Origin of the sequence: Nocardioides ochotonae (genome assembly GCF_011420305.2) — a bacterium.
In the GTDB taxonomy this organism is placed as follows: domain Bacteria; phylum Actinomycetota; class Actinomycetes; order Propionibacteriales; family Nocardioidaceae; genus Nocardioides; species Nocardioides ochotonae.
This window is the reverse complement of record NZ_CP061769.1, coordinates 1,920,109-1,943,209: the sequence shown is the minus strand read 5'-3', so window position 1 is coordinate 1,943,209 and position 23,101 is coordinate 1,920,109. Positions and strand designations below refer to the sequence as shown.

21 protein-coding genes and 1 riboswitch are annotated in these 23,101 nt (G+C 73.0%); of the genes, 5 read left to right on the top strand and 16 right to left on the bottom strand.

What is annotated here, in order from left to right; translation table 11 throughout:
* Positions 1 to 17: 17 nt before the first annotated feature.
* The 3 genes from HBO46_RS09375 to HBO46_RS09365 form a co-directional block, all read right to left on the bottom strand.
* Complete coding sequence (locus HBO46_RS09375; RefSeq protein ID WP_166138539.1) at positions 18 to 623, bottom strand: TetR/AcrR family transcriptional regulator; 606 nt, start codon at positions 621 to 623, stop codon at positions 18 to 20.
* Positions 624 to 687: 64 nt separating this feature from the next.
* Positions 688 to 1,353 carry an ABC transporter ATP-binding protein gene (locus tag HBO46_RS09370; protein WP_224769464.1) on the bottom strand — a complete coding sequence of 222 codons (666 nt, stop codon included), beginning with the start codon at positions 1,351 to 1,353 and terminating at the stop codon, positions 688 to 690.
* 14 nt (positions 1,354 to 1,367) lie between these two features.
* Positions 1,368 to 2,447, bottom strand: coding sequence for an ABC transporter permease (locus HBO46_RS09365; RefSeq protein WP_224769463.1), 1,080 nt, complete (start codon positions 2,445 to 2,447; stop codon positions 1,368 to 1,370).
* A gap of 239 nt (positions 2,448 to 2,686) precedes the next feature.
* Between HBO46_RS09365 and HBO46_RS09360 the strand changes: the two genes are divergently transcribed.
* Entirely contained in the window at positions 2,687 to 3,844 is a 1,158-nt protein-coding gene (locus tag HBO46_RS09360) for an exonuclease SbcCD subunit D (protein WP_166138549.1), read from the top strand.
* The gene (locus HBO46_RS09355; RefSeq protein ID WP_166138552.1) at positions 3,844 to 6,855 is read left to right on the top strand and encodes an AAA family ATPase; all 3,012 of its coding nucleotides are present in this window, start codon (positions 3,844 to 3,846) and stop codon (positions 6,853 to 6,855) included. The genes HBO46_RS09360 and HBO46_RS09355 overlap by 1 nt, the downstream gene beginning before the upstream one ends.
* On the opposite strand, the gene HBO46_RS09350 is transcribed toward HBO46_RS09355, so the two are convergent.
* Entirely contained in the window at positions 6,830 to 7,252 is a 423-nt protein-coding gene (locus HBO46_RS09350) for a VOC family protein (protein ID WP_166138555.1), read from the bottom strand. The genes HBO46_RS09355 and HBO46_RS09350 overlap by 26 nt on opposite strands.
* Positions 7,253 to 7,363: 111 nt before the next feature.
* On the opposite strand from HBO46_RS09350, the gene HBO46_RS09345 reads away from it, so the two are divergent.
* From HBO46_RS09345 to HBO46_RS09335, 3 genes are all read left to right on the top strand, one after another.
* Positions 7,364 to 8,902, top strand: a complete 1,539-nt coding sequence (locus HBO46_RS09345) for a TldD/PmbA family protein (RefSeq protein ID WP_166138557.1) — start codon at positions 7,364 to 7,366, stop codon at positions 8,900 to 8,902.
* Positions 8,899 to 10,293, top strand: a complete 1,395-nt coding sequence (locus tag HBO46_RS09340; protein ID WP_166138560.1) for a metallopeptidase TldD-related protein — start codon at positions 8,899 to 8,901, stop codon at positions 10,291 to 10,293. The genes HBO46_RS09345 and HBO46_RS09340 overlap by 4 nt, the downstream gene beginning before the upstream one ends.
* A 266-nt stretch (positions 10,294 to 10,559) precedes the next feature.
* Positions 10,560 to 11,309 carry an Ig-like domain-containing protein gene (locus tag HBO46_RS09335; protein ID WP_166138563.1) on the top strand — a complete coding sequence of 250 codons (750 nt, stop codon included), beginning with the start codon at positions 10,560 to 10,562 and terminating at the stop codon, positions 11,307 to 11,309.
* A gap of 96 nt (positions 11,310 to 11,405) precedes the next feature.
* Here the strand turns inward: HBO46_RS09335 and gcvP are convergent, their stop codons facing one another.
* From gcvP to HBO46_RS09275, 12 genes are all read right to left on the bottom strand, one after another.
* Complete coding sequence (gene gcvP, locus HBO46_RS09330) at positions 11,406 to 14,180, bottom strand: aminomethyl-transferring glycine dehydrogenase (RefSeq protein ID WP_397187335.1); 2,775 nt, start codon at positions 14,178 to 14,180, stop codon at positions 11,406 to 11,408.
* Between the two features lie 190 nt (positions 14,181 to 14,370).
* Positions 14,371 to 14,480, bottom strand: a riboswitch (glycine riboswitch).
* A gap of 112 nt (positions 14,481 to 14,592) precedes the next feature.
* A complete protein-coding gene (locus HBO46_RS09325) occupies positions 14,593 to 15,159 on the bottom strand; it encodes a MerR family transcriptional regulator (protein ID WP_224769461.1) in 567 nt (188 codons plus the stop codon).
* A 208-nt stretch (positions 15,160 to 15,367) separates the two neighbouring features.
* Positions 15,368 to 15,841: a bifunctional nuclease family protein gene (locus HBO46_RS09320; RefSeq protein WP_166138569.1), complete on the bottom strand. Its 474-nt coding sequence runs from the start codon at positions 15,839 to 15,841 to the stop codon at positions 15,368 to 15,370.
* Positions 15,842 to 15,915: 74 nt separating this feature from the next.
* The gene (ftsR, locus tag HBO46_RS09315) at positions 15,916 to 16,614 is read right to left on the bottom strand and encodes a transcriptional regulator FtsR (RefSeq protein ID WP_191480224.1); all 699 of its coding nucleotides are present in this window, start codon (positions 16,612 to 16,614) and stop codon (positions 15,916 to 15,918) included.
* Positions 16,615 to 16,665: 51 nt separating this feature from the next.
* Positions 16,666 to 17,184 (bottom strand): FHA domain-containing protein, encoded by a 519-nt coding sequence (locus HBO46_RS09310; protein WP_166138571.1) that lies wholly within the window; start codon positions 17,182 to 17,184, stop codon positions 16,666 to 16,668.
* A 131-nt stretch (positions 17,185 to 17,315) separates the two neighbouring features.
* Complete coding sequence (gene gcvH, locus HBO46_RS09305; RefSeq protein WP_166138574.1) at positions 17,316 to 17,702, bottom strand: glycine cleavage system protein GcvH; 387 nt, start codon at positions 17,700 to 17,702, stop codon at positions 17,316 to 17,318.
* A gap of 65 nt (positions 17,703 to 17,767) precedes the next feature.
* Positions 17,768 to 18,550 (bottom strand): DUF881 domain-containing protein, encoded by a 783-nt coding sequence (locus HBO46_RS09300; protein ID WP_166138577.1) that lies wholly within the window; start codon positions 18,548 to 18,550, stop codon positions 17,768 to 17,770.
* Complete coding sequence (locus tag HBO46_RS09295) at positions 18,543 to 18,875, bottom strand: small basic family protein (protein WP_153323140.1); 333 nt, start codon at positions 18,873 to 18,875, stop codon at positions 18,543 to 18,545. Before HBO46_RS09295 ends, HBO46_RS09300 begins: the two co-directional genes overlap by 8 nt.
* Positions 18,872 to 19,786, bottom strand: coding sequence for a DUF881 domain-containing protein (locus HBO46_RS09290; RefSeq protein WP_191480223.1), 915 nt, complete (start codon positions 19,784 to 19,786; stop codon positions 18,872 to 18,874). The genes HBO46_RS09295 and HBO46_RS09290 overlap by 4 nt, the downstream gene beginning before the upstream one ends.
* The gene (locus HBO46_RS09285) at positions 19,779 to 20,324 is read right to left on the bottom strand and encodes a CDP-alcohol phosphatidyltransferase family protein (RefSeq protein WP_207950124.1); all 546 of its coding nucleotides are present in this window, start codon (positions 20,322 to 20,324) and stop codon (positions 19,779 to 19,781) included. The genes HBO46_RS09290 and HBO46_RS09285 overlap by 8 nt, the downstream gene beginning before the upstream one ends.
* Before the next feature lie 190 nt (positions 20,325 to 20,514).
* Complete coding sequence (locus tag HBO46_RS09280) at positions 20,515 to 21,564, bottom strand: hemolysin family protein (protein ID WP_166138586.1); 1,050 nt, start codon at positions 21,562 to 21,564, stop codon at positions 20,515 to 20,517.
* Complete coding sequence (locus HBO46_RS09275) at positions 21,561 to 22,979, bottom strand: hemolysin family protein (RefSeq protein WP_166138588.1); 1,419 nt, start codon at positions 22,977 to 22,979, stop codon at positions 21,561 to 21,563. Before HBO46_RS09275 ends, HBO46_RS09280 begins: the two co-directional genes overlap by 4 nt.
* Between the last annotated feature and the right edge of the window lie 122 nt (positions 22,980 to 23,101).

Below are 23,101 nucleotides of genomic sequence, written 5' to 3'. Positions count from 1 at the left end.
GAAAATCGGGTGCGGGATCAGGATGGCGGGGACGCCGGCAACGCGAGGTAGGGGCCCAGCAGACGGCGCAGTCGCGCCCGGGCCACCTCCTGCGCCGCCCCGTCATCGGCCGAGGGAAGGTCGGCCCCACGCGAGGCCTGCACGATGAGGGCGTCGATGTGCTCGGCCATCGCCTCGGGCTCGGGCTCCCCGAACTCGGTCAGCGCCTCGCGCAGTGGCACCTGCAGCCGGGCGTGGAACTCCCTCATCGGCCCGACCAGCACGTGCGGCTCGACCACCCGGGTCAGTGCCCGGGCGACCGCCTGCTCCGCGCTGGCGAAGAGCTCGACGTTGGCCTCGATGTAGGCCCAGACCCGCTCGGCGGGGCTGCCCGCCTCGGCCACCCGGTCGGCGACCCGGGCTCCCCACTCGGGGAAGACGTCGGCGACGACGGCGGCGAGGAGGTCCTCGGCCGAGCCGAAGTACTGGTAGACGCTGGAGCGCGCGAGCCCGGCGCGCCGCCCCACCGCCGCCATCGAGGGCACCTCGGGCGCTTCCGCGAGCAGGCCCCGCGCCGCGTCGAGCAGCGCACGCTCCATGCGGGCGTGGTGCTCGGCCACGGTGGGGGCCTGGATGCGGGGCACTCGGGTCCTCGGGTCGGTCGGGCGGGGGGGAGGGGGGGCCGGTCGGCCGGGTCTGGCGGGTCTGTCAGGAAGCGGTGACCCGCACCGGGGCCAGCCGTCCGTCGATCATCTCAAGCACCCGATCGCAGTGGTGCAGCACGTCATGGTCGTGGGTCACCATGATCGTCGCCACGCCCTGCTCGTGGGTCTCGCGGGCCAGCAGCCCGACCACGTCCTGGCTGCGCTGGCGGTCCAGCGCCGCGGTCGGCTCGTCGACCAGCAGGACCTGCGGACGGGTGACGAGCGCGCGGGCGATGCCGATGCGCTGCCGCTCGCCGCCGGAGAGCTGGTGGGGACGGCGCTTGGCCTTGTGCCCCATGCCGACCGCCTCGAGGAGCTCCTGCGGGTCCCGGGCGTCCGCCACCTTGCCGAAGGTGAGCGGCAGGCGCAGCTGGTCGAAGCTGGTGAGCGCCGGGACCAGGTTGCCGCTCTGGAAGACGAACCCGATCCGCTCGCGGCGCAGCCGGGTGAGGTCGCGGTCCGTCGCCGCCACGAGGTCGACGTCGCCGAGCCGGACCGCGCCCGAGGTCGGCCGGGTCAGCGCACCCGCCACGGCGAGCAGGCTGGACTTGCCGGCGCCGGAGGGACCCACGACGGCGACCAGCTCGCCGGCGTCGACCTCGAGGTCGACGTGGTCGAGAGCGGTGACCGTCTCCTCGCCGTCGCCGTGCAGGAGGGTCACGTCTGTCATGGAGAGGATGGTGGTCATCGGCTGCCTCCCAGGGCGCTCAGCGGGTCGACTCGGGTGATGCGCAGGACCGCGACGGCCGCACCGGCGACGCCGAGCCCGATGAGGAGCGCGCTGGCCCCGGCGATCGGGGCGGCCTCGAGGGCGAACGGCATCGGCGTGGATGCCAGCCCGGCGCCGGCGGCGACGCCGACCCCGACGCCGACGGCGACCGAGACCACGAGCAGGATCAGCGACTGCGCCAGGCTGTCGCGCAGGAGGTACGACGTGCTGGCGCCCATGGCCCGCAGGACGGAGATCTCCTGCTTGCGCTGGACCGTGAGCACGGTGAAGAAGGCGCCGATCACCAGTGCGGAGATCGCGTAGAGGAAGCCCTGCACCAGTTGCAGCGTCGAGGTCTCCGCGGTGTAGCCCGGCGAGGCGCCGTAGCTCTCCTCGAGGGTCATCGACTCGGTGCCGGCCGCCTCGTCGCCGGCGGCCATGTCGACCTCGGCGTCGTCGTCGGCGCGGATGGCGACCGCGGTGATCTCGTCGTACACGCGGTCGGGCACGACGTCGCCGTCGCGCACGCCGGCCTTGACCTCCTGCCACGTGCGCAGCGGCAGGTAGCCGATGTCGACGTGGCCGAAGGTGTGCTGGTCGGCCAGGATGCCGACGACCTCGAGCTGGTAGCCGGAGGGGTCGATGGTGATCGTGTCGCCGATCTCGACGCCCTCCTCGGCGGCGGTGGCGCTGACCACGACCTCGCCCTCGCCCGCCAGGGCCTTGCCCTCGGCGACCTCGGGGTCGAGGTAGGAGCCGGTCTCGACGCCCCACAGCGCCAGGTCGATCTCGACGTCCTGGTCCGTGCGGGCGTTGACCAGCGCGTTGCCGAACGGCGCGGCGTCCTCGACACCGGGCTGCTCGCGCCAGGTCTCCACCGCGTCGGTGGACACGACGCTGCGCGAGAAGGCGGAGTCCTTCGAGACCCCGTCCTGCACGGCCAGCGACGTCGCCGGGAGGCGCTGCAGGCCGGACACGCCGTCGTTGACGAGCCCGACGGTGAGACCGCTGAGCAGCACCATCAAGATGGCGATGAGGGCCACGACGACGCCCATGAGGGCGAACCGTCCGCGAGCGAAGATGAGTTCACGCAGCGCAAGGAACACGGCGCTACACCGCCTGAGCAGGAATCGACATCATGTCGGGAAACGTACCGACACGATGTCGGCAACCCAAGGCCACACCCCGGTTTGTGAAACATTTCACGACCGCGGCTCCTCGGCTACGACGCCCGGGCCCCGCGCCGGCGGCGTGGGTACGAGCACTGTCGGAGGCGCCGACTACCGTGCCGCACATGCGGATCCTGCACACCTCCGACTGGCACCTGGGCCGGTCCTTCCACCGTGAGGGGATGCTGGAGCACCAGGCCGGCTTCGTCGACCACCTGCTCGAGGTGGTCGCCGCCGAGCGCGTGGACCTGGTGCTCGTCGCCGGCGACATCTACGACCGGGCGCTGCCCGCCGTGGACGCCGTGCGCCTGGCCGACGAGACGCTGGCCCGACTCGCCGCCTCCCGCGCCCGGGTGGTCCTGACCAGCGGCAACCACGACTCCGCGCAGCGCCTCGGCTTCAGCTCGCGCCTCATCGACGCCGCCGGGGTCTTCATCCGCACCGACCCCGCGACCGTCGGCACCCCGGTCCTGCTCGAGGACGAGCACGGGCCGGTGGCAGTGCACGGCATCCCCTACCTCGACCCCGACGCGGTGCGTGAGCCCTGGGGGCTGCCCGCCCGGTCCCACCAGGCCGCGCTGACCGAGGCGATGCGCCGGGTCCGCACCGACCTCGGTGCGCGGCCCGGGACTCGCTCGGTGGTCCTCGCCCACGCCTTCGTCGCCGGCGCCGAGCCCAGCGACTCCGAGCGCGACATCAGCGTGGGCGGCGTCTCGCTGGTCCCGACCTCGGTCTTCGACGGCATCGACTACGTCGCCCTAGGCCACCTGCACGGACGCCACACGCTGCACGACCGGGTCCGCTACAGCGGCTCGCCGCTCGCCTACTCCTTCTCCGAGGCCACCCACCGCAAGGGCAGCTGGCTGGTCGACCTCGACCGCGACGGCACGGTGCGCGCGGAGTTCATCGACGCGCCCGTCCCCCGCCCGCTGGCCCGGATCCGCGGCACCCTCGACGACCTGCTGGTCGACCCCTCCCTGGCCCGCCACGAGGGCTCCTGGCTCCAGGTCACCCTGAGCGACGAGGTCCGCCCGGTGCGCGCGATGGAGCGGCTGCGCCAGCGCTTCCCGCACACCCTCGTCCTGGGCTTCGAGGCGACGCCCACCGGCATCGGGATGCTGCCGACCCAGCGCCCCAGCAGCCGCTCCGACCACGCCATCGCCCAGGAGTTCGTCACCCAGCTGCGCGGCACGCCGCCCTCCGAGGCCGAGGCGGCGCTGCTGCGCGAGGCCGTCGACTCCTGCTGCGAGGACACCGACCTCGACCCGGTGGTGGCCGGCTGATGCGCCTGCACACCCTCGAGATCACCGCCTTCGGGCCGTTCGCCGACACCGTCACCGTCGACTTCGACGAGCTGTCCCGGGCCGACCTGTTCCTCCTCTCCGGGCCGACCGGCGCCGGCAAGACCAGCGTCCTCGACGCCGTGTGCTTCGCGCTGTACGGCGACGTGCCCGGCGACCGGGGATCGGCGCGCCGGCTGCGCTCCGACCACGCCGCGCCGGGCGTCGCGCCCCGCGTGGTGCTGGAGACCACCCTCTCCGGGCGCCGCTTCCGCCTGAGCCGCTCCCCCGCGTGGGAGCGGCCCAAGAAGCGCGGCACCGGCACCACCACCGAGCAGGCCTCGGTGGTCATCGCCGAACGCGTCGACGGTGAGTGGGTCACCCTCTCCACCCGGCTTGACGAGACCGGGCACCTGGTGGCCGGGCTGCTCGGCATGAACCTCACCCAGTTCACCCAGGTGGCGATGCTGCCGCAGGGCCGCTTCCAGTCCTTCCTGCGCGCCCGCTCCGAGGAGCGCCACCAGCTGCTCCAGCGGCTCTTCCGCACCGGCCGGTTCGAGCAGGTCGAGGGATGGCTGCGCGAACGCCGCCGCACCCTCGCGCGGTCCTGCGACGCCGCCCACCAGGACGTCGCCGACCTGGTCAGCCGGGTCAGCGAGGCCACCGACGCCCACCCGCCGGCCGACTGGGACCCGCGCGACCTGACGGTCCCCGCGGCCGACGGCTCCGTGCGCGCCTGGGCCCGCGGCCTCGCGGACGACGCCGCTCGCGCCGACGTCGCCGCGGAGGCCGCGGCCGGCGCCGCGGCGGCGGCCGAGCACGCCGCCCGACAGGCACTCGACGACGCCCGCGCGCTGCTGGTGCGCCGCCGTCGCCTCGACGCCGCCGCGGCGGAGCTGCGCGCGCTCGACGACGCGGCCGAGAGCCATGCCGAGGACGCGCAGCGCCTCGACCGGGCCCGTCGTGCGGCCACGGTGGCCCCCGTCCACCGCGTGGCGCTCGGCGCCGCGGCGGCGCGTGAGCGCACCGCCCTCGCCGCGGACGCCGCCCTCGACGACGCCGCGGCGGCGCTCGGTCTGCTGGTGGCCGGTCGCGCGGACATCACCGACGCCCACACGAGTGCGCTCGACGCCGCCGCCCAGGTGCGCGCGGCGATGCCCGACGAGCGCCGTCTCGCCGCGCTGGAGACGCAGGTCGCCGACCTCACCGAGCGCGACCGGGTGCTTTCCACCCGCGCCACCGCGCTGCGCGAGGACGCCGCCGCCCTGCCGGCCACCCTCGCGACGCTGCGTACCGACCTCGACGCCGCCCGTGGCAGCGCCGCGGAGGCCGGCTCGCTGGGCGCCGCCGTCGCGGCGCTGGAGCAGCGGTGGGCCGCGCACCGCCAGCTCGGCGAGCTCGGCCCGCAGCTCGTGAGCGCCACCGCCGAGCTCGACGCCGCGCGCGCCACGCTCACGAGCCGCCGCGAGGAATGGCTCGACCTGCGCGAGGCCCGCCTGGAGGGGATGGCCGGCGAGATCGCCGCGGCGCTCGCCGTGGGCGAGTGCTGCCCGGTGTGCGGGTCGCAGGACCATCCGCTCAAGGCCGAGCGCGGTGCCGACGCGATCGACGCCGCCGTTGAGCGCGAGGCCCAGCGTGCGGTCGACGACGCCAAGTCCGAGGAGCACCTGCGTGCCGAGAAGGTGCGCGAGCTGACCATGCTGCTCGAGCTCGCCCGCGAGCGCGCCGGCGAGGGCGACGAGCCGACGCTCGCCGCCGAGCTCGACGCGACCCGGGCCCGACTGGCCGACGCCCAGCGTGCCGCCGACCTCGCCGGCGAGCTCACCGAGCGCCTCGAGAGCACCGAGGCCCGGTTGCGCGGGCTCACCGAGCAGCACGCCCACCTCACCGCCGAGCAGAGCGCCCTGACCAGCGAGCTCACGGGCTGCCGCGCGGAGGCCGCGCGGGTCCGCCAGTGCGTCGAGCAGCTCCTCGTCGGCTCCGAGCACACCGACCTCGCCTCCCTGGCCGCCGAGCACGAGCGCCGGGCACGGGTGCTGGCCGCCGCGCTCCGGGCGGCCGAGGAGCACGACGCCGCCACCGCGGCGGCCCGGGAGGCCGAGGCGGCGCTCGCGGCCGCCGTCGCCGACGCCGGGTTCCACAGCGTCGAGGACGCCCTGGCCGCGGTGCTCCCGTCCCAGGAGATCGAGCAGCTCGCCCGCCGTGTCGCCCACCACGAGCAGCGGCGCGCCTCGGCGCTCGAGGTGCTCGCCGAGCCCGACAGCGCAGAGATCGCCGCGGCCGAGCTGCCCGACCCGGCTGCCCTGGAGGCCGCCCACGGCGACGCACTCGCCGCGCTCGGCAGCGCACGGTCCACCGCCGCGCTGTGGGCCGGGCGCGCCCGGCGGCTCACCCAGCTGAGCGCCGCCCTCGGCACCGCCCTCGATGCCTGGGCGCCGGTGCGCGAGGACCTCGACCTCACCACCCGCCTGTGCTCGTTCGTCGACGGGCGGTCCCCGGACAACCACCTGCAGATGCGGCTCTCCGCCTACGTCCTGGCCTACCGGCTCAGCCAGGTGGTCGCGGCCGCCAACGAGCGGCTCGCGGTGATGAGCGACCAGCGCTACACCCTCGAGCACACCGCGCGCCGCGGCGCCGGTGAGACCCGTGGCGGCCTCAGCCTGCTGGTGCGCGACGACTGGTCGGGTGAGTCCCGCGACCCGGTCACCCTGTCCGGCGGCGAGACCTTCGTGGTGTCCCTCGCCCTCGCGCTGGGGCTGGCCGATGTCATCACCCAGGAGGCCGGCGGCGCCGACCTCGACACCCTCTTCGTCGACGAGGGCTTCGGCTCCCTGGACGCCGACACCCTCGACGACGTCCTCGACGTGCTGGACTCGCTGCGCGACGGCGGGCGGGTCGTCGGGGTGGTCAGCCACGTGTCGGAGATGCGCGACCGGATCCCGGCCCAGCTGGTGGTGACCAAGACCCGCAAGGGCTCCTCGCTCTCGCTCAGCCGGCCGGCGTCGGCGTACTGATGTCGACCATCCAGCTGGTTCCGTAGCGGTCGATGCACATGCCGAAGGCGTCGCCCCACGGCGCCTGGGTCAACGGCATCACCACGGCCCCGTCGTCGCTGAGCCGCTCCCAGAAGCCGCGCAGCTTCGTCTCGTCCGCACCGCTCAGCGATACCGCGAAGGCGTTGCCGGGGATGCGTTCGAGGCCCGCGGGGTTGTCCGCGCCCATCAGCACGAACCCGTCGGCGCTGACGAGCATCGCGTGCATCACCTTGTCACGCTCCCCCGGCTCGTCGCTCTGACCCGCCTCGGCGTACGACGTCTGAGCGAGGTGGCCGCCGAAGACGCCGCGGTAGAACTCCATCGCCTCCGCTGCCGTGCCGTCGAAGCTCAGGTAGGGGTTCAGTCGCAGGTCCATGGCTCTCCTCGGATCGGTCGGGTGGTCGCGCGCCCCATCGATCCGACCCCGCGGCGGGGCCGGAGTCATCGGCCGCGACCGATGCGTCCCGCTCGGGGTAGGTTCACCGCCATGACCGGCCCGAGCTCGCTGGACCCGACGTTCACCGCCCTGCCCTACCGCGGCCTGGGCGAGGCCGCGCTCTCCCGGGCCCGGGACCTCGGCGCCACGCATGCCGACTTCCGCTTCGAGCGGGTGCGCTCCCAGGTGCTCTCGGTGCGCGACGGCGTGCTCCAGGGCGCCAGCGACCGCGAGGACCTCGGCTTCGCCGTGCGCGTCGTGCACCGCGGCGCCTGGGGCTTCGCCTCGGGCGTGGTGCTGACCCCCGAGGAGGCCGTGCGGGTCGCCGGCGAGGCGATCGCCGTCGCCGAGCTCTCCGCCACGATGACTCCCGTCCCGGTCGAGCTCGCCGCCGAGCCGACGCATCGCGACGTCACCTGGGTCGGCCCCTGCGAGATCGATCCGTTCGCGACGCCGCTCGCCGACAAGGCGGCGGTCCTCATCGACTGGACCGAGCGGCTGCGTCGCGGCGCCGACGTCGACCACGCCTCGGCGTACCTGCTGCAGGTGCACGAGAACAAGTACTACGCCGACACCGCCGGCACCCGCACCACCCAGCAGCGGGTCCGGGTCCAGCCCGGGTTCGAGGCGATGGGCACCGTCGGGGACACCTACGACTCGATGGCGAGCATCGCCCCTCCCGTCGCCCGTGGGTGGGAGTACGTCGCGGGCCGGCCCGGATCCGGCAGCGGCGCCTGGGACTGGGACGCCGAGCTGGCCGAGGTGCCCGAGCTGCTCGCGGAGAAGCTGCGGGCACCGGGCGTCGTCGCCGGCGAGCACGACCTGGTCATCCACCCCTCCAACCTGTGGCTCACGATCCACGAGTCGATCGGGCACGCCACCGAGCTGGACAGGGCGCTGGGCTACGAGGCCAGCTATGCCGGCACCTCGTTCGCGACCCCCGACCAGCTCGGCACCCTGCAGTACGGCTCCCCGGTCATGAACGTGACCGGCGACCGCACCGTCGAGCACGGGCTGGCGAGCATCGGCTACGACGACGAGGGCGTCGAGGCCCAGTCGTGGGACCTGATCCGCGACGGCGTGCTGGTCGGCTACCAGCTCGACCGGGCCATGGCGCACGCGATGCCGGAGCTCAACGACGGGCGCTCCAACGGTTGCGCCTACGCCGACTCCCCCGGTCACGTGCCTATCCAGCGGATGGCCAACGTCTCCCTCCAGCCAGCGCCCGACGGCCCGAGCACCGAGGAGCTGATCAGCCGCGTCGAGCGCGGGCTCTACGTCGTGGGCGACAAGAGCTGGTCGATCGACATGCAGCGCTTCAACTTCCAGTTCACCGGCCAGCGCTTCCACGAGATCCGCGACGGCGAGCTGCGCGGACAGGTCCGCGACGTGGCCTACCAAGCGACGACCACCGACTTCTGGGGATCGATGGAGGCGGTCGGCGGGCCGCAGACCTGGGTCCTCGGCGGCGCCTTCAACTGCGGCAAGGCCCAGCCCGGCCAGGTCGCCTCGGTGAGCCACGGCTGCCCGAGCGCCCTGTTCCGCGGCGTCCGCATCCTCAACACCACCGACGAGGCAGGCACCCGATGAGCAGCTCCTTCTCGCCCCAGTCCTTCGTCGAGCACGCCCTCACGACCTCCGACGCCGACGAGTGCGTCGTGCTGGTGCGCACCACCGCCTCCGCCAACCTGCGCTGGGCCAACAACACCCTCACCACCAACGGCGTCACCCGCGGGTGCGAGGTCACGGTGATCTCCTTCGTGCGCACCGCGGAGGGCACCGCCACCGGCTCGGTCACCGGCACCGCGACCCTGCTGGCCCAGGTCGCCGACCTGGCCCGGGCCGCCGACGCCGTCGCCCGCGCCGCGTCGCCCGCCGAGGACGTCGCGCCGCTGGCCGGCGACGCCGTCTCCGCCGACTGGGACGATGCCCCCGCCGCCACCGACATCGGCGTCTTCGGCTCCTTCGCCCCCGCTCTCGGCACGGCGTTCGGCCGGGCCGCGGGCGCCCAGCGGGTGCTCTACGGCTTCGTCAGCCACGAGGTCACCACCACCTACCTCGGCTCCAGCACCGGTCTGCGGCTGCGCCACGTGCAGCCGACCGGGCACTACGGGGTCACCGGCAAGAGCGCCGACCTGACCCGCAGCGCGTGGGTCGGCGGCGCCACCCGCGACTTCGCGGGCATCGATGCCCTCGCCCTCGACGACGAGCTCGCTCAGCGCCTCGCCTGGGCCTCGCGCCGCGTGGAGCTGCCGGCGGGGCGTTACGACACGATCCTGCCGCCGAGCGCGGTCGCCGACCTGATGATCGACGCGTACTGGTCGGCCGGCGCGCGCGTCGCGCACGAGGGGCAGTCGGTGTACAGCCGACGCGGCGGTGGCACCCGGATCGGCGAGCGGATCGCCCGACCCGGCGTCCATCTGCTCTCCGACCCGGCGTACGACGGGCTCCAGGCGGCGCCGTTCGTGATCGCGACGACCTCGGGCAACGAGTCCTCGGTCTTCGACAACGGCCTCCCGCTGCACCGCACCGAGTGGATCCGCGACGGCGAGCTCGCGGCCCTGCTGCAGACCCGGCACTCCGCCGCGATGACCGGGCAGCCGCTCACCCCCGCCATCGACAACCTGGTGCTGTCCGTCGACGGCGCCACCGGCACCCTCGACGACCTGGTGGCCGGCACCGAGCGCGGCCTGCTGCTGACCTGCCTGTGGTACATCCGCGAGGTCGACACCCAGAGCCTGCTGCTCACCGGGCTGACCCGCGACGGCGTCTACCTCGTCGAGGACGGCAAGGTCACCGGCGCGGTCAACAACTTCCGCTTCAACGAGAGCCCGATCAGCATCCTGGACCGGTTCACCCACGCCTCGGCCACGGTGCCGAGCTTCAGCCGGGAGTGGGGCGAGGACTACTTCTCGCGCACCGCCACCCCGGCGCTGCGGGTCCCGGACTTCAACATGTCGAGCGTCTCCCAGGCTCTCTGAGGACGCAGGCCCACTGAGGGCCTGAGGACGCAGGCCGCGGGCTCGCCGGCTGCCCTGGCCCGGTGGGACCCGCAGGATTGGTCACGAACGACACCGGAAGCTCCCGAACCGATGTCGTTGGGGACCAAACGTGAGGTGTCCGCCCGCTGTCCCGGCCTGTCCTGTGACGCGAGGCACCCGCGGACCTCAGCTGATCCCGGGACACCGACAGCGGGCCGCCGTAGCGTGGCCGGGTTCACAGCGGCAACACGCACCCCAGGAGTCCCATGCGCCACCAGTCTGTCCGCAGCGTCAGCCGAGCGGCGGTGGGCGTCCTCGCCGCCGCGACGATGTTGCCGCTCATGAGCGCGACCGCGCACGCGGAGCCGAACACCGCCCCGGTCGCCGGCGACGACGCGGTCACCCTCTACGCCACCGGCATCACGCACCTCGACCTGCTCGCCAACGACGCCGACGCCGACGGCGACGAGCTCGCCGTGTGCCGTGTCGAGCGCTCGCCCGTTCGCCGGGTGCTGCTCGCCGCCAACGGCTCGGTCAGCTCGATCGGCCTGGCCGACCTCCTCGGCCTCGGGGAGGACGAACTCGACGAGCTCGGTCCGCTCGCCGAGCCCGGCTACGCCCTCGTGGCGACGGGGCCGAAGGCCAGCGGCACCTACCGGTTCACCTACTACGCCTGCGACCGCACGGCTCTCGCCCCGGCCACCGTCACGGCCACCGTGCTGCCCGCCCCGAAGGTCACGGTCCGCAAGGTCGCCGGCAAGCCCGGCCGTCTGCGGGTCACCAACCCCAGCACGCTGCCGATGCGGTTCAGCTGGGAGCCCCACGACCGGAGCGCCGAGCTCCCCTGGCTCGGGGCGCGAGGCACGTCGGCCGCTCGTGCGTACGGCGCTGTCCGCGTGCCCGCCGGTGCCACCAGGACCGTGCGGGTCAAGGGTCCGGTCGTGTCCTGGGACGCGACCGGCCGCCGCGGGGGCTTCCACCTCGAGGGCCGGGTCCGCGGCATCCGCACCCGCTGACGATCCGCCCGGCCGCAGGTCGGCGTAGTTCGTGACGTCCGGGACTGTGGAGAAGGCTGTCCACAGTCTCGAACGTCACGAACTACCGCGAAAAGCTCACCCCTCCGCGAACGCCTCCGGCGGCGGGCAGGAGCAGACCAGGTTGCGGTCGCCGTACGCCTGGTCGATGCGGGCCACCGGGGGCCAGTACTTGTCCGGGTCCGGTCCGGTCGGGAAGGCGCCGAGCTCGCGCGGGTAGGCGCGGTCCCACTCGCCCAGCACGGCCGCCGAGGTGTGCGGCGCGTGGCGCAGCGGGGAGTCGGCGACCTTCCACTCCCCCGACGCGACGCGCTCGATCTCGGCGCGGATCGCGATCATGGCGTCGCAGAACCGGTCGATCTCGCCGAGATCCTCGGACTCGGTGGGCTCGACCATCAGGGTGCCGGCCACCGGGAACGACATCGTCGGGGCGTGGAAGCCGTAGTCGACCAGCCGCTTGGCCACGTCGTCGACGCTCACGCCGGTCGCCTTGGTCAGCGGGCGCAGGTCCAGGATGCACTCGTGCGCGACCAGCCCGTTGTGGCCGCGGTAGAGCACCGGGAAGTACTCGTCGAGCCGGGCTGCGACGTAGTTGGCGGCCAGCACCGCCGACGCCGTCGCCCGGGTCAGCCCGGCGGCACCCATCAGGCGCACGTAGGCCCACGAGATCGGCAGGATCCCGGCCGAGCCGTACGGCGCCGCGCTGATCGCGCCGATGCCGTCGCGGCGCTCGGGGTCGGGGTGCATCCCGTGGCTGGGCAGGTACGGCGCGAGGTGCGCGCGCAGCGCGACCGGGCCGACGCCCGGCCCGCCGCCGCCGTGCGGGATGCAGAAGGTCTTGTGCAGGTTGAGGTGCGAGACGTCGCCGCCGAACTCCCCGGGCTTGGCATAGCCGAGCAGCGCGTTGAAGTTGGCGCCGTCGATGTAGACCTGCCCGCCGTGCGCGTGCACGATCTCGCACAGCTCGGTGACGGTGTCCTCGTAGGCGCCGTGCGTGGAGGGGTAGGTGACCATGATCGCGGCGAGATCGTCGGCGTGCTTCTCGCACTGCGCGCGCAGGTCGTCGAGGTCGACCGCGCCGTCCTCGCCGGCCTTGACGACGACCACCCGCATGCCGGCCATCACCGCGGAGGCGGCGTTGGTCCCGTGCGCCGAGGACGGGATCAGGCAGACGTCACGAGCCTCCTGGCCGTGGGCCCGGTGGTAGCCACGGATCGCGAGCAGACCCGCCAGCTCGCCCTGGGACCCGGCGTTGGGCTGTACCGAGACCCGGTCGTAGCCGGTGGCCTCGGCCAGCCAGCCCTCCAGCTCGGCGACCAGCCGGTGGTAGCCGGCTGCGTCCTCGGCCGGGACGAACGGGTGCAGGTCGGCGAAGCCGGGCAGCGACACCGGCTCCATCTCGGTGGTCGCGTTGAGCTTCATCGTGCAGGACCCGAGCGGGATCATCCCGCGGTCCAGCGCGTAGTCGCGCGCGGACAGCCGGCGCAGGTAGCGCAGCATCTGGGTCTCGCTGCGGTGCGCGGAGAACACCTCGTGGGTGAGGTACGACGTCGTGCGGGCCAGCTCCGCGGGCAGGGCGGCCGCCGGCTCGACCTCCTGCGCAGCGACGCCGAAGGCCGCGTGCAGCCCCCGCAGCGTCTGCTCCCCACTGACCTCGGAGAAGGACAGCCCGACGGTATCGGCGTCGACCAGCCGGAGCTGGAGCCCCTCGGCCCGAGCGGCGGCAACCACCTCGGCCGCGCGCCCGGGCACCACGACGCCGAAGGTGTCGAAGAACGTGTCGGTGGTGATCGCCAGGCCCGCGGCGGCCAGCGAGGCCGCAGCGCGCGTGGCCAACGTGTGCGTGTGCCGCGCGATCCCCCGCAGCCCCTCGGGGCCGTGGTAGACGGCGTACATCGAGGCGACGACGGCCAGCAGCACCTGGGCGGTGCAGATGTTGGAGGTCGCCTTGTCGCGGCGGATGTGCTGCTCGCGGGTCTGCAGCGCCAGGCGGTACGCCGGGCGGCCCTCGGCATCGATGGACACCCCGACCAAGCGGCCGGGCAGATGCCGCTCCAGCCCGGCGCGCACCGCCATGTAGCCGGCGTGCGGCCCGCCGTGGAAGAGCGGGACGCCGAAGCGCTGGGTGGTGCCGACCGCGACGTCGGCGCCCAGCGTGCCGGGCGACTCCAGCAGGGTCAGCGCGAGCAGGTCGGCGGCGACCACCGCCAGACCACCCCGCTCGTGTGCGGCGTCGATCGCCGGGCGCGGGTCGGTGATCCGCCCGGACGCGCCGGGGTACTGCACGAGCACCCCGCACACCTGGTCGAGCCCGGCGGGCAGCCCGTCGGTCAGGTCGGCGAGCACCACCTCGATGCCCATGGCCTCCGCACGGGTGCGCACCACCTCGATGGTCTGCGGCAGCGCGTCGGCGTCGACCACGAACGGACCGGACGCCGCGCGGTTGGCCCGGCGTACCAGGGTCATCGCCTCGGCGGCCGCGGTGCCCTCGTCGAGCAGCGAGGCGTTGGCGGTCGGCAGGCCGGTGAGGTCCCCGACCATCGTCTGGAAGTTCAGCAGCGCCTCGAGGCGGCCCTGGGAGATCTCCGGCTGGTACGGCGTGTAGGCGGTGTACCAGCTCGGGTCCTCCAGCACGTTGCGCCGGATCACCGGCGGGGTGATCGTGGCGTGGTAGCCCAGTCCGATCATCGCCTCGCCGGGGCGGTTCGCGGCCGCGAGGGCACGCAGCTCGTCGGCCACCTGGTGCTCGGAGAGCGCCGGCGGCAGGTCGAGCGCGTCTGCGCTGCGGATCGCGCCGGGCACGGCGGCGTCCATCAGCTCCTCGAGCGAGGCGTGACCGACGCGGGCCAGCATGGTCGCGACGGCGTCGGCGGAGAGCCCGACGTGACGGTCGACGAAGGGCAGCGCCCCGTGCAGCTCGGGCAGGTCGGTGCGGGACGGGACGGCGCTCACGGAGGGCTCCTCGGATCGAGATGATCGGGTCGCCTCCCCCTCTGTCACCACGCCCGCCCGGCCTTGCCGGGGGTCGCCGCTCCAGAGTTGCCTGGTTCGCACGGTCCGGGTGCCTGAGAGGTTCCGGGGAGGAATTGCCCCTTCGGCGCTCGCCAGCGGATCGGTGAGGATCCGCCGCGAAGACTCTCCCGTGCGGGTTCGTCAGCGCGGCCAATCTAGCAGCCTCAACGGCACCGGCAGGCTTGTCCGGACAGCGATACGCCCCCGCAACCGGGTGGTTGCGGGGGCGTGTCGGAGGAACGTGCAGCTCGGCTCAGACGATCCGTCGTGCCCGCCGGGCGGCGAGCTCGTCGCTGGCCGAGGGTGCCGAGTCGTCGGAGGTCCGCTCGCTCGGCAGCTCGGCGAGGGTGCCCTCGATCTCGCGCCAGACACCGCCGATCGCGATGCCGAACACACCCTGACCGCCCTGGAGCAGGTCGATGACCTCGTCGTTGCTCGTGCACTCATAGACCGACGCACCGTCGCTCATCAGCGTGACGCGGGTGAGGTCGTCGGTGCCGCGCTCCCGCAGGTGGTGCACGGCGGTGCGGATCTGCTGCAGCGAGATGCCCGCGTCGAGAAGGCGCTTGATGACCTTCAGCAGCAGGATGTCGCGAAAGGAGTAGAGACGCTGCGTGCCGGAGCCGCTGGCGCCTCGGACGGTCGGCTCGACCAGGCCGGTGCGGGCCCAGTAGTCCAGCTGCCGGTAGGTGATCCCGGCGGCGCTGCACGCCGTCGGGCCGCGGTAGCCGGTGTCACTGGGCAGGGTCGAGACGTCGTCGTTGAAGAGGAGTCCCTGTTCGCCGGCGGCTTCTGCTGCCCGCGCGACATCGGGACTCACCTCCTGTTCATGCTCATTCACACGGTCCTCCGTGGGTCTACTCCGTTGTGCGTAACTGCCAGGGGAAGGTGCTGTCGTCCTGCGGGCACGACGACAACGGTGGAGTTACAACAGAGACAGTTCAAGGTACGGCCACGGGCAGGGCCGGTCAACGAGGTGCGCGGCGTGTCGCCGACCCTCAACCTGCGGGTGAGGGTGAGCATCCTCATCAGCCCTCGTGGGCGTCGAAGTCCTCGGGCGTGACGTGGTCGAGGAACTCGCGGAACTTCTCGACCTCGTCCTCCTGCTCCGCGGGGACGGCGAGTCCGGCCTCGTCCAGGACGCCCTCCGCACACAGGATGCGGGTGCCGGTGCGCAGCGCGAGGGCGATGGAGTCGGACGGGCGTGCGCTGACCTCGACGCCGGAGCTGAAGACCAGGGTCGCGAAGAAGACGCCGTCGCGGACCTCGGTGATGCGGACCTCGCTCAGCTCGTTGCCGGTGGCCTCGAGCACGTCCTTGAGCAGGTCGTGGGTGAGCGGGCGCGGCGGTACGACGCCCTGCTGCGCGAACGCGATCGCGGTGGCCTCGACGGCCCCGATCCAGATCGGCAGGTACCGCTCCCCCGACACCTCGCGCAACAGCACGATCGGCTGGTTCGACGGCATCTCGACACGGACACCCATGACATCGACTTCGCGCACGAGTTCAGCCTACTCCGCCGGTGATGGGTCCGGGCGCCGCGCGGCGGGCGCGGACGGGTCCGCGCCCGTGGGGGCTAGCGCGAGCGCAGGGCGCGCTTGACCAGCGTCGCGTGCAGCCGCACCGACAGCGCGGCGATCTCGGCGGCCGCCTCGTCGGCACGGGCCCGGGCCGCGGCGTCGTGGGCGCGACGGTGCGGCGCCACGACCTGCTCGACCAGGCCGACCTCCCGGTCCGCGGCGGTCTTGAAGGCGCGCAGGTGGCGCGGCTCGATCCCGAAGTCGGCCAGCTCGCGCGCGGTGCGGGCGACCACCAGGCAGTCGGTGTCGTAGTGCCGCGAGCCGGGGCGCCGGCCAACCAGGCCGTACTGCTCCAGCTCGATGAGCAGCTCCTCGGTGATCCCGGCGATCTTGATCAGCTCCAGGCGCGAGAGGCGTACGTCGTCGCGCCGGGCGAACGACTCCGGGCTCGGCAGCCCGTCGGGTGCCAGCGCGACGCTCGGCACGGTGGGCACGATCGGATCGATGGGCGGCGGCTCGAGGCCGCGGTCCAGGGCGTCGAGGTGCTCGCCGATCACCTTGAGCGGGAGGTAGTGGTCGCGCTGCATCCGCAGCACGTAGCGCAGCCGCTCGACGTCCTCGTGGGAGAACTTGCGGTAGCCCGCGGGCGTGCGCTCGGGCTTGATCAGGCCCTTGTCCTCCAGGAAGCGGATCTTGGGGATCGTGACGCCGGGGAAGTCCGGTCGCAGCAGGTCGAGCACCTGCCCGATGTTCATCCGGGCGGGCGCTGCGCCCGCGGCACCTCCGGGAGCCGTGGCCGCCAAGGCTCAGGCGCTCTCGTGCCCGGAGAAGAAGACCAGCCGGTACTTGCCGATCTGGACCTCGTCGCCGTCGCTCAGCCGCACGTGGTCGATGCGGTCGCGGTTGACGTAGGTGCCGTTGAGGCTGCCGACGTCGGCGACGGTGAAGGTGTCGCCGTCGCGGGTGAACTCCGCGTGCCGGCGCGAGACGGTGACGTCGTCGAGGAAGATCTCGCTGTCGGGGTGCCGTCCGGCCTTCACCACGTCGGTGTCGAGCAGGAACCGGCTGCCGGAGCCGGGGCCCCGCTGCACGACCAGCAGCGCGTGACCGGCGGGCAGCGCGTCGACCGCGGCCGCGTCGACCGGGTCGAGCTGGCGGTCGGAGGTCTCCGACTTCTCCGCCGGCACGCCGATCTGGATGGTCGCCGTCGTCTCGCCGGCGGGCTCGCTGGCGGGGGTCTCGACGCTCACGAGGCGGGTTCCGCACTGGGCGCAGAAGCGGGCGTCGTCGGGATTCTGCCTGCCACACGCGGTGCAGAACGGCATTCGGTCATCCTCCGGGATCGTGGTCCCCCAACCCTCAAGGACGGGTCGAGGTTGACGGTTGTCAGAACCTACCAGTCGGGCCGGACGCTTCAAGCCGGAACGTCCGGCCCCGGGCACCCGGCCCGCGACGCTCAGCTCTCGAGCGAGTCGGCGTACGTCGTGGCGTCCATCAGCTCATCGAGCTCGGCCGGGTCCGAGGGCACGACCTCGAAGAGCCAGCCGCCGGCGTACGGGTCGCTGTTGACCAGCTCCGGCGTCGCGTCGAGCGCCTCGTTGCGGGCCACCACCTCGCCGCTGACCGGCGCGTAGATGTCGCTGACCGACTTGGTCGACTCCAGCTCGCCGCACGGCGACCCGGCGGTCACGATCTCCCCCACGGCGGGCAGCGAGGCGTAGACGATGTCGCCGAGCGCGTCCTGGGCGAAGTGGGTGATGCCGACACGCACGGAGCCGTCGTGCTCGCCGGGGCGTCGCACCCACTCGTGCTCACTGCTGTAGGTCAGGTCGTCGGGGTACACGGGCGCTCCTCGCGTCGGGGTGACGATGTCGGGTGACGATGCGGTACGGCTGCAGTGCTGTGAGGCTACTGCTCCGGCGCGGGCTGCGCGTACTCCGGTTCCACGGGTCGGCGCACGGCCTCGATGTCGATGGAGGAGCGCTCCTCGATCGTCATCGTGCCGCCGGAGGCCTCGATGTTGTCGCGCGGCCCGTCGTAGAAGGTCAGCGCGTTGGCGAGGTTGTCGGGGTCGCCGATCACGTCGAAGACGTACGGCGCGGTCACCACCTGGCCATCGATGGTCATGCCGCCGGCGGCTTCGTCGAAGTAGCTCTGCGCGATCAGCCGCACCTGGCCGTTCACCTGCATCGCCTCCGCGCCCGCGGTGCGCAGCTCCTGGACCATGTCGACGAGGTCGCTGGCGCGCACGGTGCCGTCGCCCTCGTCGATCGTGATCCGCAGCCCCGGGCCGGTGACGGGCACCAGGCCCGCGAGGATCGCCAGCGTCTCGGACTCCTGCTGGGCCTGCTCCAGCGCGGTCGTCCGGCTCGTCGTGTCGGAGAGCAGCTCGGCCCGGGTCTCCTCCAGCCGCTCGATCTCCGCCTCGGCGCGCTGGCTGGTGCTCGACAGGCCGTTCAGGACGTCGATGAGGTCCTGCTCGCGGTACCCGGCGAAGGAATCCTCGACCTCGGTCTGGCGCACCTGGGTGACGGTCGCGAAGGCGAGGAGCGCGAGCAGGAAGGCGACCACCGTCTGCGCCCGTGACGGACGCACCAGCGCGTTGCGCAGTCGCTGTCGACCGCTCGGCGGCTCCGGCGGGGACGGGGGCTGGGACGGGTCGGCCTCGGGGGCCTTCGGGCGCTCAGGCATGGAACAGGTGCCGTCGGATTGCGGCGACGTTGGAGAAGATCCGGATGCCGAGCACGACGATGACACCGGTGGAGAGCTGACCGCCGACCCCGAGCTTGTCGCCGAGGTAGACGATGCCGGCGGCGATCACCACGTTGCTCAGGAACGACACGACGAACACCTTGTCGTCGAAGATGCCGTCGAGGTAGGCGCGCAGTCCGCCGAACACGGCGTCCAGCGCGGCCACGACCGCGATCGGCAGGTAGGGCTCCAGCGCCAGCGGTACGTCCGGTTCGAGGGCGAGGCCCAGGACGATGCCGACGAAGAGTCCGAGGGCGGCGATCACGATGAGTTCTCCTCGTCCTTGCGGTTCGGGCGTTCAGCGGCGTCGGCCTCGGTGACCGCGACCAGCCGTTTGGAAGGCGCCGCCGGGAGGGTGAACGACTCGACGTCCTCCATCTCCAGGGTGAAGCCGTACTGCGACATCAGGACCGTGAACTCGTCGAACGTCGAGGTCTCGACCAGATTCGCCTGGAGCGTACGCGGGTCCCCGATCGCCTGCAGCGTGTAGGGCGCCCGGATCGGGGTGAGATCGATGTTGATGGCACCGCCGGAGTTGTTGATCGAGGTCAGCACGGTCAGCCGGCGCCCGTTGAGCGTCGCCGCCTCGGCGCCCGCTGCCCACAGCGCGTTGATGAGCAGGAAAAGGTCGTCCTTGCGGATCCGCTCCACCGCGCTCTGGGCGTCGTTCGCGACCAGGCGCACCCCCGGGCCGGTGACCGCCACGAACCCCGTGCGCGCCTGAAGGCGCCGCAGCGCCGAGGTGGTCGACTGCTGCTCGGCGCTGACCTCGGCCAGGTCGTCCTCGAGCTCGTTGTTCTCGGCGCGCACGGCGGCGGCCCGCTCCTGCAGCGAGGAGAGATGGTCGCGCTGGTTCTCGATCCGGGCGATGAGGGTGTTCTGGCTGGCGTCGTTGATGTCGGCGTTGCGCGAGGTCTGTACGGCGGCCGTGGTCACCAGGATGCCGAACAGCATGATCACCACCACCGCGATCACCTGCGGGCGGCCCTTGGAGGGCGCCTGGCCGCCCAGCACCCGTCGCTCGGCGGCCAGCACGTAGTCCTCGTCGAGGGACTGCTGGGTGATCAGCGTCAGGAGGGGCAGCGTCACCCGCACCGGGGGCGCCGGTGCCGGAGCCGGCGGCCGCGCCGGCTGACGGGGGGCCGGCTCGCGGTCGCGCGGCGTCCCCTCAGCCATCGCCCACAGCCGGACGTCGCTCGGTGGTGCGCAGCAGGGTCCGCACCTGCCAGGCGTAGAGCAGCCCGGCCCACCAGTACAGCCCGATGCCCCAGAACGCGAACGCCCAGCCGAAGACCTGCGCGAGCTCCGCGACCACGCCGTCGCCGTCCCCGAGCAGCAGCAGCGGGAAGGCGTAGAGCAGGTTGAACGTCGCCGCCTTGCCGAGGAAGTGCACGGGCAGCGCGCTGTAGCCGCGGGTGCGCAGCAGCGGCACCAGGCCCCACAGCATCAGGTCGCGCAGCGGCAGCAGCACCGCCACCCACCACGGGATGATGTCGCGCATCGCGAGGCCGAACACGACGGCGAGGATGTAGAGCCGGTCGGCGATCGGGTCGAGCAGCTGGCCGAGCACCGTGGTCTGGTCCAGCCGGCGCGCCAGCCAGCCGTCCGCGAAGTCGGTGATGCCCGAGACCATCAGCAGGGCCAGAGCCCAGCCGTCGGCCTCCGGCCCGAGCACGAGCCACAGGAAGACGGGGACGCCGGCCAGGCGGAGCATGCTGAGCACGTTGGGCAGGGTCCACACCCGGTGGGCCCTCGTCGTCTCTTCCGCCACGTAAGACCTGATCCTCGTCGCTGCTGCCGGGGGTACCCGTTCACCCTAGCCGCAGGCCGCGGACGCCGCGCCCGGAGGCGGGCGCCCGCGGGCCCCGAGGGGGCCAGCCAGGCCCTGAAAGGCTCAGCCGAGGTCAGACGGGCTCGTCGGAGTGCACCGCGTCGCGGATCTCGCCGATCAGCTCCTCGATGACGTCCTCGAGCGTCGCGAGGCCGATGGTCTGCCCGGTGGGGTCGACGACGCGTGCCATGTGGGCGCCGCGGCGCTGGAGCTGCTCGAGCGCGTCGTGGAGCAGGTCGTCGGGGGTGACCGGCGCGAACGGCCGGATCCACTTGTCCTCGACCGGACGCAGCCGGCGCTCCTCGTCGGGCTCCAGCACGTCCTTGATGTGCAGGTAGCCCATCAGCTCGCCGGTGTCGGACTCCACCGGGAACCGGCTGAAGCCGGTCGCGGCACAGAGCGCCTCCACGTCGGCCGCGGTCGAGCCGCGGCGTACGGTGCTGAGCGTCTCCGCCGGCATCAGGACCGCGGCCACGGTCTTCTCGGTGAAGCCGAGCGCGCCGGCGAGCCGGTCGTACTCGTCGGCCTCGATCATGCCCTCGCCGTGCGACTCCTCGACCAGCGCGGCGACCTCCTCGCGGGTGAAGCTGGAGCTGATCTCGTCCTTCGGCTCCACCCGCATGGCCCGGAGCACGCCGTTGGCGACCGCGTTGAGCACGACGATCACCGGCTTGAGCACCGTGACGATGCCGAGCAGCGGCGGGCCGAGCACCAGCGCGGCCCGGTCGGGACCGGCGATCGCGATGTTCTTCGGCACCATCTCGCCGAGGACGACGTGCAGCGCGACCACGATGCCGAGGGCGATCACGAACGCGATCGGGTGCACCAGGTCGTGCGGGACGCCGAGCGCGTCGAAGCCGGGCTCGAGCAGGTGCGCGACCGCGGGCTCGCCCACGGCACCCAGGAGCACCGAGCAGACGGTGATGCCGAGCTGGGCGCCCGCCATCATCAGCGAGACGTTCTCCATCGCGCGCAGGGTGGTCCGCGCGACGCGCGACCCCTCCCGCGCCCGGGGCTCGATCTGGCTGCGGCGCGCGGAGACGAGCGCGAACTCCGCGCCGACGAAGAACGCGTTGAGGCCCAGCAGGACCACTGTCAGGACGACGGCTGCCCAGTCGCTCATCGCTGGCCCTCCTTGCGCGCGCCGGAGCGCTCGGCGTTCCGGTCACCGCGGCGGTCACGGTCCTGCTCGGTCGGCTCCTCGCCGTCGAGCAGGCGCATGGTCAGACGGTCCACCCGCAGGCCGTCCATGTGCTCGACGGTGAGCAGCGCGAGCTGTTCGCGGGTCTCCTCGTCGTCGGTGCGCACGGGGACGGGCACCTCGGCGACGTCGCCGCGCGACGGGACCCGGCCCAGCACCTTCAGCACCAGCCCGGCCACGGTGTCGTAGTCCTCCGCCTCGGGGAGGGTGATCCCGGTGATGTCCTCGACCTCGTCGGGGCGCAGCAGGCCGGAGATGATCCAGCTGCCGTCGTGGCGCTGGCGCGCCCGGGCCCCGAGCCGGTCGTGCTCGTCGGAGATGTCGCCGACGATCTCCTCGATGACGTCCTCGAGGGTGACGATGCCGGCGTGGCCGCCGTACTCGTCGAGGACGACGGCCATCTGGAAGCCGTCCTGGCGCAGCAGCGCGAGCAGCGGGTCGAGGCGCAACGAGTCCGGCACCACCACGGGGCGGACCATCAGGTGCTTGACCCGGGTCGTCGGCCGCTCGTGGAGCGGTACGGCGACCGCGTGCTTGACGTGGACGGTGCCCACCACCACGTCCTCGGCGTCGAGCACCGGGAAGCGGGAGTGGCCGGTCTGGCGGGCCATCTCGATCACGGCGCTCGCGCGGTCGTTGACCTCGAGGCTGTGGGTGCGCACCCGCGGCGTCATGATCTCGCCCGCGGTGCGGGTGCCGAACTCCACCGAGCGCTCCATCAGCTCGGCGGTGTCGGCGTCGAGGGTGCCCTCGTCGGCCGAGCGCTGGATCAGCGAGGCCAGCTCGGAGGAGCTCCGCGCCGAGCGCAGCTCCTCCTGCGGCTCGACGCCGAGACGGCGTACCAACGCGTTGGCGGAGTTGTTGAGCACCCGGATCGGGAGCTTGTTGAGGGCGGTGAACGTCCGCATCAGCCCCTGGGTGGCCCGCGCGGTCTCGAGCGGGCGGGCGATCGCGAGGTTCTTCGGCACCAGCTCGCCGAAGATCATCGTCAGGATCGTGCTGAGCACGAGGCCGATGGTCAGGGCGAGCGGCGACACCGCGCCGGCCGGCGTACCGAGGTCCTCCAGCGGCTCACGGATCAGGTCCGCGATCGCGGGCTCGGCGAGGAAGCCGATGCCGAGGTTGGTGACGGTGATGCCGACCTGGGCCCCGGAGAGCTGGGTCGAGAGCTGGCGCAGGGCCAGCTGGACACCGCGGGCGCGCGCGTCGCCGTCGGCGACGGCCTGCTCGACCTTGTTGCGGTCGACCGCAACGAGGGCGAACTCCGCGGCCACGAACACGCCGCAGGCCGCGATGAGCAGCAGGGCGCCCACCAGCAGGATGAGTGAGGTCGTCATGTGGGCTCTCCGCGGTGGGAGAGCCAGCTACTTTGAGAGCCGTCCATGGGTGGTGCTTGGGGTCCTTTGCAGATCCAGGGCCGAATGCGAGCGTTCAGTGTACGGCCGGCGCCGCCCGAGCG

Excerpts from the sequence above, each read along its gene's own strand:
- HBO46_RS09285 (WP_207950124.1), bottom strand. The coding sequence starts at position 20,324 with ATGCTCCGCCTGGCCGGCGTCCCCGTCTTCCTGTGGCTCGTGCTCGGG.
- HBO46_RS09335 (WP_166138563.1), top strand. The coding sequence starts at position 10,560 with ATGCGCCACCAGTCTGTCCGCAGCGTCAGCCGAGCGGCGGTGGGCGTC.
- HBO46_RS09355 (WP_166138552.1), top strand. The coding sequence starts at position 3,844 with ATGCGCCTGCACACCCTCGAGATCACCGCCTTCGGGCCGTTCGCCGAC.
- HBO46_RS09290 (WP_191480223.1), bottom strand. The coding sequence starts at position 19,786 with ATGGCTGAGGGGACGCCGCGCGACCGCGAGCCGGCCCCCCGTCAGCCG.
- HBO46_RS09300 (WP_166138577.1), bottom strand. The coding sequence starts at position 18,550 with ATGCCTGAGCGCCCGAAGGCCCCCGAGGCCGACCCGTCCCAGCCCCCG.
- HBO46_RS09310 (WP_166138571.1), bottom strand. The coding sequence starts at position 17,184 with ATGCCGTTCTGCACCGCGTGTGGCAGGCAGAATCCCGACGACGCCCGC.
- HBO46_RS09345 (WP_166138557.1), top strand. The coding sequence starts at position 7,364 with ATGACCGGCCCGAGCTCGCTGGACCCGACGTTCACCGCCCTGCCCTAC.
- HBO46_RS09350 (WP_166138555.1), bottom strand. The coding sequence starts at position 7,252 with ATGGACCTGCGACTGAACCCCTACCTGAGCTTCGACGGCACGGCAGCG.
- HBO46_RS09275 (WP_166138588.1), bottom strand. The coding sequence starts at position 22,979 with ATGACGACCTCACTCATCCTGCTGGTGGGCGCCCTGCTGCTCATCGCG.
- HBO46_RS09280 (WP_166138586.1), bottom strand. The coding sequence starts at position 21,564 with ATGAGCGACTGGGCAGCCGTCGTCCTGACAGTGGTCCTGCTGGGCCTC.
- HBO46_RS09360 (WP_166138549.1), top strand. The coding sequence starts at position 2,687 with ATGCGGATCCTGCACACCTCCGACTGGCACCTGGGCCGGTCCTTCCAC.
- ftsR (WP_191480224.1), bottom strand. The coding sequence starts at position 16,614 with ATGAACATCGGGCAGGTGCTCGACCTGCTGCGACCGGACTTCCCCGGC.
- gcvP (WP_397187335.1), bottom strand. The coding sequence starts at position 14,180 with ATGCTGGCCCGCGTCGGTCACGCCTCGCTCGAGGAGCTGATGGACGCC.
- HBO46_RS09370 (WP_224769464.1), bottom strand. The coding sequence starts at position 1,353 with ATGACAGACGTGACCCTCCTGCACGGCGACGGCGAGGAGACGGTCACC.
- HBO46_RS09340 (WP_166138560.1), top strand. The coding sequence starts at position 8,899 with ATGAGCAGCTCCTTCTCGCCCCAGTCCTTCGTCGAGCACGCCCTCACG.
- HBO46_RS09365 (WP_224769463.1), bottom strand. The coding sequence starts at position 2,447 with ATGGGCGTCGTCGTGGCCCTCATCGCCATCTTGATGGTGCTGCTCAGC.